The following is a 19,215-nucleotide window of genomic DNA, read 5'->3' as shown; positions in this document are numbered from 1 at the left end:
GCGATAGCGCACCGAGCGGCCCGACTTGTAGAATTTCGGGCCGAACCCGGTCACGCGCCATTTCTGGATGGTGCGCACGCTCTGGCATAGGAAATCGGCGGCTTTGCTTTCGTCAATGAAGCCGTCCAGATAATCCGTTGCCGGGCGGTTGTTGTCGTTTGCAGGTTCCCTGCTGAGCATCTGTTTTCTCCGTGTTGAATTGCAGATGCTCTCGGTTTGGACCAGATTCGAACCACGAAAAATGGCAACAAAATCCGAAATGTTTTATTGTTTATTGGTTTCTTTTAACGCCTTGAAAAGAGGTGAAATAGTTTTTCTGATAGTCTCAGAATTTATGCTGGCAGGCGGCACCGGAAGGTTTGGGCAGTTCAATTCCAGCCACCTTCTGATCTCCGAATAATGTGACTTCAGTGAAGCCTTGGGATCAATTTTTCCGGCCTCATGGAGCGCAAAAAACGCCTTCTTGATTTCTGGCGCCACCGATGGCCGTCCTTGTGGTCGCGTTGGGCGGGTGTCCACGTGGCCGCGTTCAAGGATTTCATTGCGGATGCGGTTGGTCGTGAGACGGATGTCGACAAATTCCAACCCCCTGTAGCTCAGTTTTCCTCTGGTCCAGTCGCAGCGACCGGCCCAGGCGGCTTTAGGGATCGCGACCGGGGCACTGGATACCTTTCTCGGCAATTCGTAGCCAAAGCTATGAAGGTGGCCGCCCGCGATATACTTCAAAATGTTCTTTTGCAGGGTTTCCCGAAGCTCGGTGCGAGCTCTGAGGATTTTCTGCGGCCCTTCGAGCGCCATCTGGATTTTTGCAATTGCATCGCCTTCCGATGCAGATGCCATTTCAGCGCCTTTTTCGAACGCATCGCTCGCCGAACGCTGCTGAAGCTCCGCCCAGCGTTCTTTCAGATCCGGCTTGGCGTATGTCACCCAAGCCTGCGCCATCGGCACACCCTTGTGCCACAAACGATTCAACTGGTCTGTTGTTTCCCGAGCCACTGCATCGCCTCTAATTAATTAGTTAGCAATCCGTACGTCATACGGGACGTTTAGTTAATAGGGCGCGTCGTCTCGCCTACTTATACGTATCGCATGGCGGAGCACCCTCCTAAGCTCGGAGCAGTCATCAAACATTGACGGTTGAGCGGACAAAACTGCCGCTCCCAATGCTGACTGATTGGTCCGCTCACTGCGCATTGCCGCCGTCAATCCTGTTCGGACCAACGACTACTCCAAAGGTAGAGCGGACCTTCCGTCTTCGAGCGCCCTACTCAGTGCCGGTGTACCAAATCGGCGAGGTATAGGCGCGGTCCTGCACGGTCGGCGGAACGCTGTCGGGGAGCGGAACCCCATAGAAGGCCGCGTCATACGTTGTCCAGCGGGGCGTCGGGATCTCGATCACGCGGACGTAGTAGAACGCATCCTCCGCCGCATCGAACTCGGGGTCCTGCCAGTATCCGGAAAGCGCCGGTGCTCCAATCGAGTTGGCATAGGTGGCAGAAGGGATATCCACGGTTGAGCCGACCGCCTCGCGCGCCCTCCCATCCTCGTCGATCTTCCGGTCGCCGGAGACCGCCACGTCGTATACCCGCTCATGGCTTTCTCCGTCCGCGTCCAGCCACCCCTTGATGATCTGAATTCGGTCCAGGTTGGCTCCGTCCGGGTCGCGCAGTGCGCGGATCAGGAACCGGGGCGCGCCTCCATCCGGACTTGCCTTCAACGTGCCACCCATCGGTACGCCGCCCGTATAGCCGTTGGCGACGAAATCGGCAGCATGCAGGTCGTCTTTCTCGAAACCCCAACCGCCAAAGACACGCACACGAATGCGGCTGCCCGTGGTCGCATAGGCTTCCTTGCGCGTGATGGCACCGAAAACCTCGTCCCGCGTGTTCTCCCGCGCCCAGACGGCCGTGAGGCCGGCCGCGCTTTCCTGTGCCGTCACGATCCGCAGGGCCGGGTCCTCTGCCGGGATCACATCCATGTTGTGCCGGTTGGCCGAAGGCTCGGTGTGCTGGTACTTTCCGAAGTAATTGTCCTCGCGCGTGGTCGGGATCGCGGTGTGTGTGTCCGTCGTGCCGTAGAAACCGAACTTGAACGGGTTCACGCCGATCTCACGTTCGATTTCCAGTCCGACCTTCAACGCGGATCGGGCGTACTCGTAGCGCAGCATCTCCGGTGTCTTGGCCGCCGTTCCCGACAGATTGGCTACATCCCAGGTTTCGAAATCCGCGAACTCATCATCGGGTGAGAGCATCGGGTGGGTTTCCTCATCCCCCTTGATCTGGGTCATCTCGTGCATGGGCTCCCAGCGGATGCGCTTGGCGGCATAGTCCGCATCCATCGGTGAGCCGTCGAATTTGGTCGGTGCGAACATCAGCCCGTTCGACATGTTGGCATTGTGCGGCACCGCGATGACCTGACCGCCGGTCTTTTCCTCGTAGCCCGCAAGGTAATTCCACAGCAGTTCGGGGTCCGCGCCCTCAAAAAAGGTAAAGGGACGCGTCTGAGACGTCTTGTCCGCGTCATCGCCAAAAATCACGACGCGATGCAGGTTGTCCCCTTGGGGCGTGAACGTCCACTCGAACCCGGTCAGCGCAGTGAAGCTGCCCGGATCGTTGTATTGCTCCACCGTCTCGACGATATCGAGCCAGATGTCTCCGTCGAGGTCGAGCCCCGCGGTCGGGTCGCGGCCCTGAACGGTTCCGATGTCGATGATGTCGGCAAAGGCGGCCATCCGGCCCTCCTGGCCCGAATTGAACAGCGCGTGGGTCTTGCGCCCCCACTCGTCCTGCAACAGGCGCGGATCGGACGTTCGCATCGCCGTCGCGAGCCCCAACATTTCTGCGTGTTCTGTTATCGCCAGAAAGTCGAGTGGTCGGATCAGCTGCACCGGCTGTCCGGTGTTCGAGATGATCTTCTCGCCCCGGGCAATGCGGAAGGCGTCATGAATGTTGAGCGACGTTCCGATAAGCCCCGCGTCAAAGGAAATCTCGGTATGGAAATGAAGGTCGCCGAACAGTACCTGATCGGGGTAGGACCGACCGACGAACGGCGAATAGACATCTCCGCCAGCGACAGTTTCAGGCTTCACCACCCCCTCAAAGGCGATTGCCTGTGTGCCAACAATCAGTGCCACGAATGCGGCAAACGCGATGTTTGGTGTTCCGTGTCCTATCTTCGTCATCGCGTCCTCCCAATTCCCGATCCGTCCAAACGTAACTGAAAAAGGGCCAAAATCAAACGACCGCAATGACTCGGGCACCGGACACATGACCAAATCCATCGGATGCCTGCTCAGTCGGCATTCTACCAATTCGTCGAGCCCGCAGCATCCAGGAGACGGGGCTCGGAGCGGACACTCGCGATTTTGGCTTCCCCCTTCCCGGGGTATTCCCGGCCCCGCGAATACCCCGGGAAGGGGCGGCCCGGGATGCTACGTAACGTACCGTATACGTAAGCCCCTACATAACGTGGGCCTACGTATACGTTTATGGGGGGGAGCCGCGCCTAACTAATTACTTAACTAAACGCAGCCCGTGACCGGGCACCTGCGCGCCAACGAACGTGTTGAGCCGTGCCGCGTTTTCTTCCGCCGCCCGCCGTACCGGATCATCGGCCAGATGCGCATACCGCATGGTGGTCTGAATCTGGCTGTGACCCAACAAGCGCCCGACCATCTGGATCGGCATGCCGGAAGATACGGCATTCGACGCATAGGTGTGACGCAAGTCGTGAATTCGCACATTCGGCAACCCGGCCCGTTTACGTATACGCCGCCACGGTTTCTGTAGGTCGGTGGCGTAGTGGCCGGGAACAGCCCCGGCAATGACGTAAGGGTTGTCAGGAAGCCGTGGGAGGGCGCTCAGAACCGCTCTGGCGGCTTGGGGTAGGGGAATGCGCCGCGCGCCCGTCTTGGTGTCGGGAAGCTCCATTCCTGCGTCGGTGATGAACGACCATTGCAAGGTCTGGATTTCCCCAAGCCGACAGCCGGTCAGGATCAGCAACCGGAATGCGGCCACGACAAAGGGCGTCTCCGACCCGTCCTGTTCCGCTTCCGCCAACACCTGCCCAAGACGTTGAAGCTCGTCTTGGTGAAGGTATCGTTCCCGTTTCTCTTCCCGGTATTTCGGCACGTGGCGGCACGGGTTCGACCCGTCCGGCCGCAAGCCCCAGATTTCCGCCAGATTGAACATCTTGGACAGCACACCCAAAGTCCGGTTTGCCTGATAGGGTTTGTCTCTGAACTTGTGATGCAACTCGGTGATGTCCTTCCGCTCCACGTCCACCACTTTGAAACTTCCCAAGGCAGGGGCAATGAACAGGTCGATTGCCCTGCGGTATTCCCTTTGGGTGGAGGGCTTGCAGCGTTCCTTGACGTGGGCGTCAAAAAACCGCTCACACAAGGCCGCGACCGTGGGCGCGCGGCGATGCTGGGCAATCTCTTCGGCGGGGTTCTCGCCCTTCGCCACTTGTCCCATGACTTCTTTTGCCAGCTTGCGCGCCTCGTCGACGGTGATCTTGCCATGCCGACCAATGGAAACCCGCCGGGTTCGTCCGCCCTTGCGATACTGCGCCTGATAGGTCTTGGCCCCGGAGGGCATGACGCGCACCCCGAACCCGGCAATCTGGCTGTCCCAGACAAAGTAATCTTTAGCCTCAAGCGGCAACGCTTCGACTGCGCGTTTGGTCAGTTTCGGCATCCCTCATCCCTTTCCCTATATCCGCCCCGTGGAAGCATTGTGGAAGCAACTGGAAGCGGTTCATGGCGTAACAGGTAGGAACTGGGTGTGCGGGTCGTCAATAATAAAACAACGATTCCAATAAGATAGGGTAAAGCAGCGTCGGTGGGCGTAGTTGATGCAGGTTACCGCAAGCTATCTCATAACCTGAAGGTCAGAGGTTCAAATCCTCTCCCCGCAACCAATACTACCGAACATAGCCAATTGCTTACGCGCCGCCTCCGGGCGGCGTTTCTATTCGTGCGCCGATCGTGGAACCGTCGTCATCCTAGACAACCTCGCCACCCACAAAAATGCCTCCGCGGCCAAAGCCATGCAAAAGGCCGGCTGCTGGATCCTGTTCCTGCCCCCGTATAGCCCCGACCTGAACCCCACCTCTCGTGACATTGCTACGCAATGCATTGCCGGTCAGTGATCGAGATGGCATTCTCCAAGCTCAAAGCCCACCTCCGCCGCATCGGAGCGAGAACCTTCACGGACTTGTTCAATGCACTCAGCGAAATCTGCGACCTCTTTTCTCCGGACGAATGCTGGAACTACTTCAAGGCTGCAGGATGTGCCTCAGGTTAAACGTCGGATGCTTTAGGGTGAGGGCGCTGCCGCCAGCATCCTTTCCCGAACCATGTCGTCTTCGTTCACGTGCAGGCGCACGGGTAGGGTGATCACCTTGCTGCGGAAGGCCGGCGGCAGCCGCACCGCGTCCTTTTCCGTCGTCACCATCTGCGCACCGAGCAATCGCGCCTCGTTCTCCAGCCTTGCCATAAGCGCAGGGGTGAGTGGCTGGTGGTCCTCCAGCGCCTCGGCCCGGAGAAGGTTCACGCCCTGTCGGCGCAGCGTCCGAAAGAATTTCTCGGGGTGGCCGATGCCGGCAAAGGCCAGAACCGGCGTGCTGCCCCAGTCCATGCCGGTCTGCAACGGTTGAAGCTCGCCGGTGGCGTGCGGAACGCCCAGCCGTGCGCCCCATTGCTTCGAAAACTGCTCCTGCGCGTCCGGGGGCCCCAGCGACAGCACGAGGTCTGCTCGGCGCAGTCCGACATCGACCGGTTCCCGCAAGGGGCCGGCGGGCAGGCACAGACCGTTTCCGAACCCAAGCCCCGCGTCCACGACGATCAGCGAGAAATCCTTGGCCACCGAAGGGTTCTGAAAACCGTCATCCAGAACGATGACGGTCGCGCCGGCCTCGACTGCCGCCCGCGCACCCGCCGCCCGGTCCTTGGCGACCCAGACCTCGGCGAATGCCGCCAGCAAGAGCGGCTCGTCTCCGACCTGTGCTGCCGTGTGCCTGCGCGGATCGACCATCACCGGGCCTTCCAGCGAACCGCCATGCCCCCGGGTCACGACATGGGGGGTGTGCCAGGCGTCGCGCAACTGCTCGACCACCCAGATCGCCGTCGGTGTCTTGCCAGTGCCCCCGGCGTTGAGGTTGCCGACACAGATGACCGGCACCCCGGGCCGGATCCCTTCGGCAGAGGCAAGCCGCCGGGCCGTCGCGCGCGCGTAGAGCTGCCCGAGCGGTTTCAGCAGCCGCGCTTTCCAGTGCAACCGGTCCGGGGGCGTGTTCCAGAAGTCAGGCGCCCGCATGTTCCCCCCTCCGCCGATCCAGATGTTCCTGAACCATGTCGATCAACTCGTCCGTCAGTTGTGCGCCTTCTGTCACAAGGTTCCACCCCGCCAGCGCCATGTCCGCGGCCCGGTCAGGCGCTAGCAGTTCGACCACGCGATGCCCCAGCTCTTCTTCACTCTGAACCTGACAGGCTGCGCCGATTTCGTCGAGCCGCGCATAGAGATCCCTGTGCCGGTCGACATTGGGGCCATGGATCACGGCAGAGCCAAGCGATGTGGCGATCAGAGGATTGTGCCCCTGCGCCGTGGTTTCCAGAGAACTGCCCATGAACGTGACCGGAGAGACCCGATACCAAAGCCCCAGATCCTCGGGATAGGCCGACAGGATGACCTGCGTCGCATCCTCGATCGGGTCGCCGGCATCCCAGTCGGCACAGCGCAGGTCCATGTCCTCCAGCCGCTTGCGCAAGGGCGCGGCTTCTGTCGGATCGGCGACATGAAGGATCAGGACAAGCCTGTGCAACAGGCGCAGGGCCTGTCGGTGGGCGCTCACGACCGAGATGAACTCCTTGGCCTGAACCCAGGCGGCCAGCCAGACGGGGCGCCCGGCGAGGGCGTGATTGGTCTCGATCAACTCGTCCTCGGGCCAAGGCCGCGGGTTCGGGCTGACCTGTAGAGGCGCGGCGATCGAGACCTTGGCGAAGGGAATGCCAAGACGGCGGATCTGGCGGGCCTTGGCCTCGCTGGTGGTCAGGATCGACTGAAAACAGTCCAGCGTATATCGGGAGATGTCGGGCAACCAGCTGCGCAAGCGCGAGACGCGGACATCGACGTCAGCTTCGAGCAGAACCAGAGGAATATTCCGATCGGCCGCCTGGCTCACGAGATTGGGCAGCACGCCTCCGCCGATCCAAAGGCCCATATCCGGGCGCCAATGGTTCAGAAAGCCGCGAACCGCCGATGTGTTGTCGCCGGGCAGCGGCAGCAGGGGAAATTCGCAGTCCCCCCACGTGCTCGGCTCCGCATCCGACGGGCCGGTCAGGAAGACGGACAGACCCGGCCGCTGCGGCAGAAGCCGGCGGCAGAGGTCTTCGACGGGGGCAAGCCGATCCCACGCATTGACGTGGACCCACAGCAACTCGCCCTCGGGCCTCTGCGCCCGATATGCGCCGGCCCTGGCCTGCCGTGGCCAGGACAGGAAGCGATAGGCGGCCAGACTGAGCGAGCGCGGGCGGCTCATGCCTGAATCCCAGTTCCGTCGGGGTCGAGGTTCTCGCACAGAAGCGCATGGATTCCCGTCCCGCCGGCAATAACGCCGTTCAGCCGTGGATTCGGATTGTTGAAGCGCAGGGGCTTGCCGCTGCGGTCGGTGCACTTGCCCTGCGCTTCGCGCAGGATCAGGTCTCCGGCGGCGATGTCCCACTCCCAGCTTGGCCGAAGGGTCAGCATGGCGTCAAAACGTCCCTGTCCGACCAGCGCCATGCGATAGGCCAGCGAGGGCCGGTAGGCGCGGGTGAACGCGGGCGCCTGTCCGCCGCGCCAGTGGCGGCCTTCAAGGTTCGGTCGGGCCGCCAGTATCTCGGCTTCCTCGAGAGAGGCCGTCTGGGACGCGGCGATCGGCTTGCCGTTCAGCGTTGCGCCCTGGCCTGCCGCCGCCGCATACAGCAGGTCGCGCATCGGCAGATAGATCACGGCCGCGGTCACCACGCCGTTTTCCGCCACCGCCAGCGAATGCGCCCAGGTTCGGGACCCTTCGGCAAAGCTGCGGGTGCCGTCGATCGGGTCGATGATGAACACCCGTTCCCGCTCCAGCCGGTCGGTCGTGTCCTCGGTTTCCTCGCTTAGCCAGCCATAGCCCGGCCGCGCCGCCGGCAGGCGTTGTTCGAGCATCGCGTTGACCGCCAGGTCCGCCTCGGTCACCGGGCCGGCGCCCTGGGGCTTGTCCCAGCGCGCGGCGGTTTGCCCCGAATAGCGGGTCGCGATCCGCCCGGCCTCCAGCGCGGCGTCGATCAGCAGGGGCAGGTCAGTTGCCGGCAAGTGTCATCCCTTCGATCAGGATCGACGGCACCACGCGCGACAGATAGGTCCGGGCGTCATTGGCCGGAATGATCCGGCGCAGCATGTCGCGCAGGTTGCCGGCAATGGTGCATTCGTTCACCGGATGGGTGATTTCACCGTTCTCGACCCAGAACCCCGAAGCGCCCCGCGAATAGTCGCCGGTATTGGGGTTGATGGTTGCACCGATCATCGACGTGACCAGCAGACCGGTGCCCATGTCGCGCAGCAACTCCTCGCGGCTCTTGTCGCCTTGCGTCAGGCTCAGGTTCCAGTTGCTGGGCGCGGGAGGCCCGGACACGCCCCGCGCGGCGTTGCCTGTGGGCGCCATGTCCAGCTTGCGCGCGCTGGACAGATCCAGCGTCCAGCCGGTCAGCACGCCGTTCTCGACGATCGCGCGTTTCCGGGTCGGCAGGCCTTCGGCGTCAAAGGGGCGTGTTCCCGAGATGCGCGGGCGGTGCGGGTCTTCGATCAAAGACAGGTTCTCGGGCAGAACCTGTTCGCCGAGGCAATCCTTGAGCCACGAGGCGCCACGGGCGATGGCGGCCCCGTTGCTGGCGGCCAGAAGGTGCCCGATCAGCGACGAGGAAATCCGCTCGTCGAACAGAACCGGAAAAGTGCCGGTGGCGGGCTTGCGCGCGCCGACGCGCTCGACGGCGCGTTCGCCTGCGGTGCGGCCGACCTCGGCGGGGCTGCGCAGGTCGGCCTGAAAGGTGCGGGCATCGCCGTCATAGTCGCGCTCCATCCCGGTGCCGTGCCCCGAGATGGCGACGCAGGACACCGAGCGGCTGGTGCGGGCGTAGCCGCCGGAAAATCCGTTGGTGGCGCTCAGATGCACCCGATGCGTGCCAAAACCTGCAGCAGCATCGGACACCTGCGAGACGCCCTCGACGGCCAGGGCCGCCGCCTCGGCCTTAAGCGCATCCTGCATCAGGATCTCGGCCGAAGGCTCGGGCGTGGGATCGAACATCTCCAGCGCGTCCAGATCCCAGTCCCGCGCGACATCCTGCGGATCGGCGAGACCGGCATAGGGGTCTTCGGGTGCTTCGCGGGCCATCGCCACGGCGCGCTCGGCCATCGCCGTCAGGGTTTCCGGCCGGCTGTCCGAACTGGAGACTATCGCCTGCCGCTTGCCCAGCAGCACCCGCAGCCCCAGATCGGTGCCTTCCGAGCGTTCGGCATGTTCCAGCGCGCCATTTCGCACCTCGACGGAAACCGAGGACCCATCGACCACCAGCGCATCGGCGGCATCGGCGCCCGCCTTGCGGGCGGCGTCGAGAAGGGCAAGGCTGATTTCTTCTGGCGTCCGGGTCATGAGGCCTCCGTTTTTCTCATCCCGACCTAGCCTTGGCCTGCCCGTCCTGCAAGACCCGTGCCAATAACAAAGGGCCGCGCTGGTGGCGGCCCCCTGCCTTTTCCAGTGTGTCAGATCACTTGATCCGCTGGCCATTGGCCAGGATCTGGCCCTGTTCGTTGATCTCGATGGTCGAGTTCAGCGTATCCGGCGCATCGCCCGGAACGCCGAACATGCCCATCATCATCCGCGCCCCCATGGCGTCGTTTTCGGACATCACGCCCATGGCGATCAGCTTGTCGATCAGGGCATTTGCGCCGACAAGCTGCAGGTTGGCGACGCCGGTTGGCGCAGGCATGCCGTCAAAGGCCTCGAGGTTGGAATTGTCGAAAGTGAATTCGCCGGTGCCGGACAGCACGGCCCCCACCATCGACACCAGAAACTCGTTGATCTTGAGCGAATGCGGCTCACCCGGTGCCGCGCCGGTTGCCTCGAGCGTCTCGGCGACGGCCGGATCGAGGAAGTTCACCTTGACCTTGGCCGTGCCCGAAGTGTCGATCGCGATCGTCGCCGGATCCCGCGGCAGCGCGCCGGTCGGGTCGAACATGCCCCATAGGACGTCGGACATGGTGAAGCCGGTCAGGTTCATCGCAAGTGCAAAGGGCTGTTCCTCGTCCGATGCCTGAACCGGGATCTCGAACTTGAACCCCGCCGATGCCATTGCCAGTTCCAGTGGGAAAGGCAACTCGACGGTGCTCACGGCCAGCTTGACGCCATTCTGCGCGATGTCATAGGCGATCCGGCTGGCGTCCATGGCGATGGCGAACCGGCCGCCCTTGGAAGAGGTGTTCAAGGTGAAGTCCTCGTCCTCACCGGTGCCGGCAATATCGGACGCGCCCGAGTCATAGGTGAAGGTACCGGCAAAATCGAACCCGGCGTCGATCATGCTTTGATAATCGCCTGCAGTCATCTCTGCCGGCATCGTGCCGCTGCCCTCGAAGGCCAACCCGTTCATGTTGCCCTTGAACTTTCCGGCATCCTTGGACTCGGGGTCGTCAAAGGCGATATCGTAGGTCAGGCTGCCGGCAGTGAAGTTCTGCTCCAGCCCTCGGTTCTCACCGATCACCATTTTCGACATGCCCGAGACATCGGCCATGTTCATCGACGCGGACAGGGCCTCTTTGGGCATGACTTCGCCATCCGCCTCGACCGAGGTCAGTTCCACGCCGACACTGGCCGCGGAATACGCATAGGTCATGTCCTCGGGAGAGCCCGAGACCAGCACGGTCATGCCGTCATGGGTGTATGTCAGCTCGACGCGGAACACTTCGCCCTCGGCCTCGCCTTCGATCAGCAGCGGGAAAGACGCCGGAAAGCCCAGGTTCACCGTCCCGTCGCCGTTTTCGGTCAGCGTCACCTCGGGGATGACCATCGAGAACTGTCCGTTCTCCTCGGGTATTTCCATCATCATGGTCATGTCGCTGATGGTCGTGACATCGCCCGCGCTGCTTGCATCGCCGGATACCTGGTAGCCCATGCCGCCCATATAGGCCTGCCAGTCGGCCCAGACCTGATCCGCGGTCAGATCGGCCCAGGCGCCTTGTGTGGCAATGGCATATGCAATCGCGGCGCCGCAACTGCGGCGGAGAAAAACAGACATTAGGGAACCCTTCTTGATCAATTTCGCGCGCATCGTCGACCTTGGGGCGGCGGGCGTCAAGGGGGAAGGGCTGGACCCTTTCCCCGTTTGCGGGTTACGACTCGAGTCCGGCACTGGATCAAAGGGACAGCACGATGGATATGCAGGGAAAAACCGTTCTGATCACGGGCGCGAGCCGCGGGATCGGGGCCGAAACGGCGCGCATTTTTGCCGCAGCCGGTGCGAATGTTGCGCTGGTTGCCCGGGGCGGCGACCAGATCACGGCGCTGGCGGCTGAAATCGGTGATCAGGCCATCGCATTGCCCTGTGACGTCAGCGACTACGCGCAGGTCGAGCAGGCGGTTTCTGCCTGCGTCTCCCGGTTCGGCGGGCTGGACGTGTTGATCGGCAACGCCGGCGTGGTCGAGCCGATTTCACACATGTTTCGGGCAGACCCGGCCGGCTGGAGTCGTGTCATCGACATCAATCTCAAGGGCGTTTTCTATGGCATGCGCGCGGCCCTGCCCGTGATGCGTCAGGCCGGGGGCGGCACGATCCTGACCATCTCTTCGGGTGCGGCCCACGCGCCGGTCGAGGCCTGGAGCCACTATTGCGCGTCCAAGGCCGGAGCGGCGATGCTGACCGAATGCCTGCACCTGGAAGAAAGCCATCACGGTATTCGCGCCATGGGCCTGTCACCGGGCACCGTGGCGACGCAGATGCAGCGCGAGATCAAGGCCAGCGGCATCAATCCTGTCAGCCAGCTGGACTGGTCGGCGCATATACCGCCTGACTGGCCCGCGCGGGCGCTTTTGTGGATGTGTTCCTCGGATGCCGACGAGTTCCTGGGCACCGAGATCGCGCTGCGCGACGAGGCCATCCGCAAGCGGGTCGGGCTGAAATGATCGAACTGGTCAAGGAGGACGGTCTTTGGATCGTCACCATCAACCGTCCCGACAAGGCCAATTCGCTGACCGAGGCGATGCTGACCGAGCTGGCCGAGATCGCCGAGGCCGCGACCGAGGCAAAGGCGTTGATCCTGACCGGCGCGGGCAAGGTGTTCAGCGCCGGGGCCGATCTGGACGAAGCCCGTGCGGGGCTAGCCACGTCGGGCGTGTGGGAGAGGCTGTCGGGCGCGATCGCTGAACTGCCCTGCCTGACCGTGGCGGCGCTGAACGGCACGCTGGCCGGGGGCGCGAATGGCATGGTTCTGGCCTGCGATCTGCGGATCGCCGTGCCAGCGGCCAGGTTTTTCTACCCGGTGATGAAGCTGGGGTTTCTGCCGCAGCCGTCGGACCCAAGGCGCATGGCGGCGCTGATCGGTCCGGCGCGGACCAAGCTGATCTTCATGGCGGGTCAGAAGATCACCGCCGAAGAGGCCTATGCCTTTGGTCTCGTGGATCGGGTGGTTGAGCCTGACGCGGTGATGCAGGTGGCCCGCGAACTGGTTGCCGACAGCGTCGCAGCCAAGCCCGACATCGCCGCAGGCATCGCCGAGATGTGCCGCTAGGGCCGGGCGTTCAGCGCAACCGCCGCCTGCCCGGCACTTTCGAGCGGAATCCGGGCGGGCGCTTGCCGACCCATGCCAGGAATTTCGCAAGCCGGGGATGGGCGCGCAGGGCCTCGACCGAGTTGTAGTCCCGCGCCAGTTCGGCCTCGGTCAGGGTGGCGTGGATCTCCTTGTGGCAGATCTGGTGCAGCAGAACCGTCGGCCCGCCCTTGCCTCCCTTCAGTTTTGGGACCAGATGGTGCAGGCTGCCGGTCCCGTCGGGGATCGGGCGGTCGCAAAGCGGGCAGATGGGATCGGACATTTCGCCCCTCGTTTGGCACTCGCACAACAGCGTTGCCCCGTTGAACGCAAGAGGCAAGAGGAATGGCACAGGCAGTCGTGATCGGAGCCGGCCCGGCGGGGTTGATGGCGGCAGAAGAACTGGCCTCGGCTGGCCATGACGTGATCGTGGTCGAAGCCAAGCCCTCGGTCGCGCGCAAATTCCTGATGGCGGGCAAATCGGGCCTGAACCTGACCAAGGACGAACCTTTTGACGAGCTGATCCGGGCCTATGACGAGGCGGCCGACTGGCTGCAGCCGATGATACGCGATTTCGATGCGCAGGCGGTGCAGGCCTGGGCGCGCGATCTGGGGCAGGAGGTGTTCACCGGATCGACGGGCAGGGTGTTTCCCAAGGCGATGAAGGCGTCACCGCTGCTGCGCGCGTGGCTGACCCGATTGGGCGAGAAAGGTGTCGAAATCCGCACCCGCTGGCGCTGGACCGGCTGGAACGAGAGCACCGTGACCTTCGAAACGCCGTCGGGCCCGCAGGGTCTCACGCCCGATGCCACGATCCTCGCGCTTGGCGGCGCCAGCTGGTCGCGGCTCGGCTCGGATGGGGCCTGGGCGTCGATCCTCGCGAAACGCCGCGTCGCGCTGGCCGATTTCGCACCGGCCAATGCCGGTCTGCTGGTCGATTGGTCCGAACATATGCGGCCGCTGTTCGGCGCCCCGATCAAGGGCGTGGCTCTGCAGGCGGGCGGCATCCGCACGCGCGCAGAGGCGGTGATCTCGTCCCGCGGCCTCGAGGGCGGCGGCATCTACATGATCTGCAAGCCGGTGCGGCAGGGTGCAGCGTTGACCATCGACCTATTGCCGGACGTTTCGCAGAAGGATTTGACCCGCCGCCTCGGCAAACCGCGCGGCAAGGCCAGCCTGTCCAACCACCTGCGCAAGGTGCTGAAGCTCGGCCCCGTGCGCACCGCGCTGCTGATGGAGTTCGCCCGCCCACTGCCGCGACAGCCCGAGGATCTGGCGCGGGTCATCAAGTCTCTGCCCGTCCGTCACGCCGGATTGCGCCCCCTGGACGAGGCAATATCCACCGCCGGTGGCGTAAAGCGCGAGGCACTGGATGACGGGCTGATGCTGAAGGCTCTGCCGGGGGTGTTCTGCGCCGGAGAAATGCTGGACTGGGAGGCCCCCACGGGCGGCTACCTGCTGACCGCCTGCCTTGCCACGGGGCGCTGGGCCGGCCGGTCCGCCGCAGACTGGCTGAAGCGGACCGGTTAGTTCAGGCCGTCTGAGTCTGCTCGGTAAGGCGCCGATAGGCGGGACGGTTCCGCATCTCCTTGCCATAGGCCTTGAGCACATCCGAATTCATCGGGAAACCCGCTGCCTTGGCCCAGCTCATGCAGTGTACGCACAGGATGTCGGCGATCGTCATCTTGTCGCCCTGCAGGAAAGGGCCCTTGAACCGCTCGCTCATGCGCTGGAAATTGCGGTCGAACTCCCATTTCGCGGTCTCTATGAACTTGGGCGCGCGCTTGTCCTCGGGCAGGATGAACTTGTGGCGCGTCGCCGCCCACAGAACCGCATCGAACTCGTCGATCAGCGCGTGCAGCAGCGAATCCTGTTCCGCGCGTTCCTTGGTGCCGGCCGGATAGGTGAAATCCCCGTGCTTGTCGGCAAGATAGGTCATGATCGCGTTGCTGTCAGAGAACACTGCATCTCCGTCCACCAGAATCGGCACCTTGCCGGATGGATTCAGTTCCAGAACCCGCGGGTCATGCGGGCCGGCTTGGATGAGTTCATAGTCCTGTCCGAGTTCTTCCAGCAGCCACAACACGCGAAAGGCGCGATTGGTGGGCTTTCCATAGACTTTGTACATGCTGCGTTCCCTGTTGGTCGGTTCTGCGAGGCAGTGTGGGCCGCCAACGGCATCCGTCAAGACGGAACGTCCCGTCGCCCGCCTCAGCGCGCGCGGGCCAGCATCGCCAGACGGATCATCGCCCGCTCGACAAGGGCCATCGCCGGGGCGGTCTGTCCGGCGGACCGCAGGGCAAGGTCGGTGTCGGTCAGAACCGTCAGGGCGGTTTCCAGTTTGGGCGCGCCCCAGCCCTGCGCCTGCCGCAATATCCGATCACGGCGTTTTCCGAAAACCGGAGGACGAAGTTTGCCGATGCCCTGCGCCGGCCCCCCCGGATCCGAGGCGCAGGCATAGAGCGTGCGGAAATGCCGGTTCGCACTGATGATGAGACTGACGGCGGTCGTGCCCTGCGCCTGCATTCGCTGGATCAACGGGCCGATCTCGCCAGAACGACCTTCGGCGACCACGTTCAGAACATCGTCAAGGGCCGCTTCGGTCGAGCGCGGCGCACAGGCCTCGATGTCGTCGATGTTCAGTTCGGACTCGTCGCCGCGCTTGTAAAGGGCCAGTTTTTCAATGGTTTGAGAAAAGTCGCCGGGCCCAAGATCGGCCGCCAATTCACTCAGCGCCGTCATCGAATCGCGTGGAACGTTGCGAATGCCGGCCTCGGACAATGTCCGTTCGATTTCGGCGCGCGATGGCGGGTCGTCGTAGATTCCCACTGCATAGGCGTTGCGATGGGACTCGAACGCCTTGCGCAGTTTCGAACTGGCCTTCAACTGCCCGGCCGTGACGATGATCTGGGCGTCGCCCGGCGCCCATTCCTCCAACGCGGTCAGAATCGCGGGGGCGGCGGTTTCGGTTGCATCCTCGACAAAGGCGGCGCGGGGGCCGGGAAAAAAGCCGACCGCCTTGACCGCATCCAGCAACAGCGCCGGATCGCCTCGCAGGTCGCCTCCGGGGATTCGCGACAGGCGCATTTCCTCTTCGGCGTTGGGGCCAAGCAAGGCCGCGATCACCTGTTGGCGTTTCAGCGCCACCCGCATGGCGTCCGATCCGTAGATCAGAAGCCCTGCCTTGTCCGCGTCCGGCTTGGCGAAATAGCCCTCTGCCTCGCGCGAACTCAGCTTCATGCGGGCAGGTCCAGAGTGGAATAGAGGCGGGTGACCACCTGATCCGCCAGAATGACCATCAGCCGCTCTTTCGCGTCGCGCTCGTCGGCAAGGGTCTCGACCGTCGAGCCGGCGGCCGAATAACCAACGAAGTTGTCGACCGCGCCAGATGCCAGAACCTCGCCCGTTGCCGAGCGTTGCAGCGAATAGTTCACTCTGCCGATGATATTGTACCGGTTGGTTTCGTTGGCCGTGGACACGGCCAGGCGTTGAGTATTGGTCGTCAGTCTGACCTTCAGATCGTATTCGCCGCCCGCCTTCGCGCTGCGACCCAGCCGTTGCTCGAGATTCTGTACCAGCAGGTAGGTTTCCACGGAATTCGGTGCGGACACCCGAACCTTGCCGTCCAGCGCCGAGGCGGTGCCGTCCGGCGCATAGACGGGCTGAAATCCGCAAGCGGCCAGCGCCAGCGGCAAGATCAGCAGGGTTCTTCGGTCAAACGACGACATTCACGATCCGGCCCGGTACAACGATAACCTTTTTCGGCGACGCCCCATCCAGCGCCCGCTGCACAGCTTCGGTGCTGAGCGCGACTTTTTCGACCTCCGCCTTGTCCAGATCCTTGGCGACGGTGATTTCCGCACGCCGCTTGCCGTTGATCTGGATCGGCAGCGTCACCGTGTCATCCACCAGCATGGATTCATCGGCAACCGGCCAGGGGGCGGTTGCCACCAGGCCTTCGCCACTCAGCATCTGCCAGATTTCCTCGCTCAGGTGCGGGGTCATCGGCGACATCAACTGAGCCAGCGTTTTCGCAGCCTGTGTCTTGGCGGCGGTGCCGGCCTTGGATTTGGCCAGGGTGTTGGTAAAGGCATAGAGCTTGGCGATCGAGGCGTTGAAGCCGAAGGACTCGATTCCGTTCGTCACGTCCCGGATCGTCTTGTGCATTTCGCGCAGCAAGTCCTCGTCGGCGGCGTTGGCGGCCACGTCCGAAGCGGCGATCTCGGACGCGATTCGATAAACGCGGCTCAGATGCTTGTGCGCGGCCTCGGCGCCGGCGGCCGTCCATTCCACGTCGCGCTCGGGCGGGCTGTCCGACAGCACGAACCAACGCGCGGTGTCCGCGCCAAAGGCCGAGATGATCGAGACCGGATCGACCACGTTCTTCTTCGATTTCGACATCTTGGCCGACGGCACGGTTTCGACCACCAGGTCGTTGCTCTTGGCGATCAGGAACAGTTCCTCGTCGCTGGCGCCTTCCTTGACCAGCAGGTCATGGCGCAGCACCACCTGGCGCTTGCCGTCCACGTTCAGTTCGATCACGTCCTCGGGCAGGTGATAGACCGGGCGGCCCTTTGCGTCGCGGGTCTGGTAGATCTCGTGGGTCACCATGCCCTGCGTGAACAGAGCATCGAACGGTTCGCAAGCCTTTTTCGGCAGGTGCCCGGTGATGTGCATGGCGCGGGCAAAGAACCGAGAATAGAGCAGGTGCAGGATCGCGTGTTCGATACCGCCGATATACTGGTCCACATTCATCCAGTATTCGGCCTCGGCCAGATCGGTCGGAGTTTCGGCGCGCGGGGCGGTGAAACGGGCGAAATACCACGACGAATCGACGAAGGTGTCCATCGTGTCGGTTTCGCGCTTGGCCGGTTTGCCGCAGCACGGGCAGGCGCAGTCGCGCCAGGTCGGGTGACGGTCCAGCGGGTTGCCCGGCTTGTCAAAGGTGACGTCATCAGGCAGGCGAATCGGCAGGTTTTCCTTCTTTTCCGGCACCACGCCGCAGTCGTCGCAATGCACCACCGGAATCGGGCAGCCCCAATAACGTTGGCGGCTCAGCCCCCAGTCGCGCAGGCGATACTTGGTGACGCCCTTGCCCCAGCCGGCCTTCTCGGCAAAATCGATGGTGGCGTCGATGGCTTCCTGCCCGGTGGCCTCGGTCAGACCGGCGAAGTGATTCACCCAGCGCACCTTCTGTTCCTTGGGCGGAACGAAGGCGACGTTGTCCACCGGCGTGTCGTCGTCCAGCGCAAAGAAGGTGTCGATCACCGGCAGGTCGTATTTGCGGCAGAAATCCAGGTCGCGCTGGTCATGAGCGGGGCAGGCAAAGATCGCGCCGGTGCCATAATCCATCAGGATGAAATTCGCGATCCAGACCGGTAGCTCCCAGTTCGGGTCCAGCGGGTGCCTGACGCGGATGCCGGTGTCGAAGCCCAGTTTCTCGGCGGTTTCGATGGCCTCTTCCGTGGTGCCGCCCTTACGGCATTCCGCAACGAATTCAGCGACTTTCGGGTTCTCGGCCTCAAGCTGCTTGGCGATCGGGTGATCGGGCGAGATGCCCACGAACGAGGCCCCCATCAGGGTGTCGGGCCGCGTGGTGTAGACGGTGATGGGCTCGCCGCCATCGGTGCGCTCGAATGCAAATTCCAGCCCGCGCGACTTGCCGATCCAGTTCTCCTGCATCAGCCGCACCTTGGCGGGCCAGTTCTCGAGCGTATCCAGAGCCGAGAGCAACTCTTCGGACATCGACGAGATCTTGAAGAACCACTGGGTCAGCTCGCGCCGCTCCACCAGCGCGCCCGAGCGCCAGCCGCGCCCGTTCTCGACCTGCTCGTTGGCCAGAACGGTCATGTCCACCGGGTCCCAGTTCACCACGGCGTTCTTGCGATAGACGAGCCCCGCCTCGAGCATGTCGAGGAACAGCGCCTGCTGCTGGCCATAGTATTCCGGGTCGCAGGTGGCGAACTCGCGAGACCAGTCGATCGACAGGCCCAGCGGCTTCATCTGGCCGCGCATGTCGGCGATGTTGTTGTAGGTCCACTCCTTGGGGTGGCCGCCGATCGCCATGGCGGCATTTTCCGCAGGCATTCCAAAGGCATCCCACCCCATCGGGTGCAGCACGTTGTGCCCGGTGCTCAGCTTGTAACGGGCGATCACGTCGCCCATCGTGTAGTTGCGCACATGCCCCATGTGGATGCGTCCCGACGGATAGGGGAACATCTCGAGCACATAGTATTTCGGCTTGTCCGCGCTGCGGGTCGCGGTGAAGATCCCGGCCTTGTCCCAGGCTTCTTGCCATTTGGCTTCGATTTCGTTGGCGGAGTAGCGCGACATGGCGATCCTGATCCTTGATGAATGAAAACGCCGGGCGTGAACCCGGCGTGGTGATAGAGCGATTTGC

The 19,215-nt window shown here is 63.2% G+C and carries 17 protein-coding genes and 1 pseudogene; 4 read left to right on the top strand and 14 right to left on the bottom strand.

The window, feature by feature from the left end; translation table 11 throughout:
- From AVO45_RS04990 to AVO45_RS04975, 4 genes are all read right to left on the bottom strand, one after another.
- On the bottom strand, positions 1-180 hold a 180-nt coding region (locus AVO45_RS04990; RefSeq protein ID WP_068344836.1), incomplete at its 3' end, for a hypothetical protein.
- Between the two features lie 84 nt (positions 181-264).
- Positions 265-996 (bottom strand): hypothetical protein, encoded by a 732-nt coding sequence (locus tag AVO45_RS04985; RefSeq protein WP_157770098.1) that lies wholly within the window; start codon positions 994-996, stop codon positions 265-267.
- Positions 997-1,264: 268 nt separating this feature from the next.
- A complete protein-coding gene (locus AVO45_RS04980) occupies positions 1,265-3,133 on the bottom strand; it encodes a DUF3604 domain-containing protein (protein ID WP_240482074.1) in 1,869 nt (622 codons plus the stop codon).
- Between the two features lie 379 nt (positions 3,134-3,512).
- On the bottom strand, positions 3,513-4,697 hold the full coding sequence (locus tag AVO45_RS04975) for a site-specific integrase (RefSeq protein WP_068344833.1): 1,185 nt from the start codon (positions 4,695-4,697) through the stop codon (positions 3,513-3,515).
- A gap of 292 nt (positions 4,698-4,989) precedes the next feature.
- Between AVO45_RS04975 and AVO45_RS20000 the strand changes: the two are divergent.
- Positions 4,990-5,306 (top strand): annotated as a pseudogene (locus AVO45_RS20000) (transposase); the annotation flags it as partial.
- Positions 5,307-5,318: 12 nt separating this feature from the next.
- Here AVO45_RS20000 and lpxK read toward each other — a convergent pair.
- The 5 genes from lpxK to AVO45_RS04950 all read right to left on the bottom strand — a co-directional run bounded on the left by lpxK (position 5,319) and on the right by AVO45_RS04950 (position 11,308).
- Positions 5,319-6,317 carry a tetraacyldisaccharide 4'-kinase gene (gene lpxK, locus AVO45_RS04970; protein WP_068344832.1) on the bottom strand — a complete coding sequence of 333 codons (999 nt, stop codon included), beginning with the start codon at positions 6,315-6,317 and terminating at the stop codon, positions 5,319-5,321.
- A complete protein-coding gene (locus AVO45_RS04965; protein ID WP_068344831.1) occupies positions 6,304-7,539 on the bottom strand; it encodes a 3-deoxy-D-manno-octulosonic acid transferase in 1,236 nt (411 codons plus the stop codon). Before AVO45_RS04965 ends, lpxK begins: the two co-directional genes overlap by 14 nt.
- Positions 7,536-8,336: a 3'(2'),5'-bisphosphate nucleotidase CysQ gene (locus AVO45_RS04960; protein ID WP_068344830.1), complete on the bottom strand. Its 801-nt coding sequence runs from the start codon at positions 8,334-8,336 to the stop codon at positions 7,536-7,538. The genes AVO45_RS04965 and AVO45_RS04960 overlap by 4 nt, the downstream gene beginning before the upstream one ends.
- A complete protein-coding gene (locus tag AVO45_RS04955) occupies positions 8,323-9,669 on the bottom strand; it encodes a TldD/PmbA family protein (protein WP_068344829.1) in 1,347 nt (448 codons plus the stop codon). Before AVO45_RS04955 ends, AVO45_RS04960 begins: the two co-directional genes overlap by 14 nt.
- A gap of 115 nt (positions 9,670-9,784) precedes the next feature.
- Positions 9,785-11,308: a DUF2125 domain-containing protein gene (locus AVO45_RS04950; RefSeq protein WP_068344828.1), complete on the bottom strand. Its 1,524-nt coding sequence runs from the start codon at positions 11,306-11,308 to the stop codon at positions 9,785-9,787.
- Positions 11,309-11,442: 134 nt separating this feature from the next.
- On the opposite strand from AVO45_RS04950, the gene AVO45_RS04945 reads away from it, so the two are divergent.
- The gene (locus tag AVO45_RS04945) at positions 11,443-12,192 is read left to right on the top strand and encodes an SDR family oxidoreductase (RefSeq protein ID WP_068344827.1); all 750 of its coding nucleotides are present in this window, start codon (positions 11,443-11,445) and stop codon (positions 12,190-12,192) included.
- Positions 12,189-12,797 carry an enoyl-CoA hydratase/isomerase family protein gene (locus tag AVO45_RS04940; RefSeq protein ID WP_068344826.1) on the top strand — a complete coding sequence of 203 codons (609 nt, stop codon included), beginning with the start codon at positions 12,189-12,191 and terminating at the stop codon, positions 12,795-12,797. The genes AVO45_RS04945 and AVO45_RS04940 overlap by 4 nt, the downstream gene beginning before the upstream one ends.
- 10 nt (positions 12,798-12,807) lie before the next feature.
- On the opposite strand, the gene AVO45_RS04935 is transcribed toward AVO45_RS04940, so the two are convergent.
- Entirely contained in the window at positions 12,808-13,098 is a 291-nt protein-coding gene (locus AVO45_RS04935) for a hypothetical protein (protein WP_068344825.1), read from the bottom strand.
- Between the two features lie 62 nt (positions 13,099-13,160).
- Here AVO45_RS04935 and AVO45_RS04930 point away from each other — a divergent pair, with 62 nt between their 5' ends.
- A complete protein-coding gene (locus AVO45_RS04930) occupies positions 13,161-14,345 on the top strand; it encodes a TIGR03862 family flavoprotein (RefSeq protein ID WP_068344824.1) in 1,185 nt (394 codons plus the stop codon).
- Between the two features lies 1 nt (position 14,346).
- Here the strand turns inward: AVO45_RS04930 and AVO45_RS04925 are convergent, their stop codons facing one another.
- From AVO45_RS04925 to leuS, 4 genes are all read right to left on the bottom strand, one after another.
- A complete protein-coding gene (locus tag AVO45_RS04925) occupies positions 14,347-14,943 on the bottom strand; it encodes a glutathione S-transferase family protein (protein ID WP_068344823.1) in 597 nt (198 codons plus the stop codon).
- A gap of 83 nt (positions 14,944-15,026) precedes the next feature.
- The gene (gene holA / locus AVO45_RS04920) at positions 15,027-16,055 is read right to left on the bottom strand and encodes a DNA polymerase III subunit delta (protein WP_068344822.1); all 1,029 of its coding nucleotides are present in this window, start codon (positions 16,053-16,055) and stop codon (positions 15,027-15,029) included.
- Positions 16,052-16,543, bottom strand: coding sequence for an LPS assembly lipoprotein LptE (gene lptE / locus AVO45_RS04915; protein WP_068344821.1), 492 nt, complete (start codon positions 16,541-16,543; stop codon positions 16,052-16,054). Before lptE ends, holA begins: the two co-directional genes overlap by 4 nt.
- On the bottom strand, positions 16,530-19,148 hold the full coding sequence (gene leuS / locus AVO45_RS04910) for a leucine--tRNA ligase (protein ID WP_068344820.1): 2,619 nt from the start codon (positions 19,146-19,148) through the stop codon (positions 16,530-16,532). The genes lptE and leuS overlap by 14 nt, the downstream gene beginning before the upstream one ends.
- Positions 19,149-19,215: the final 67 nt, after the last annotated feature.

The organism is Ruegeria marisrubri, from assembly GCF_001507595.1.
GTDB classification, from domain to species: domain Bacteria; phylum Pseudomonadota; class Alphaproteobacteria; order Rhodobacterales; family Rhodobacteraceae; genus Ruegeria; species Ruegeria marisrubri.
This window is presented reverse-complemented; position numbering and strand designations above follow the sequence as displayed.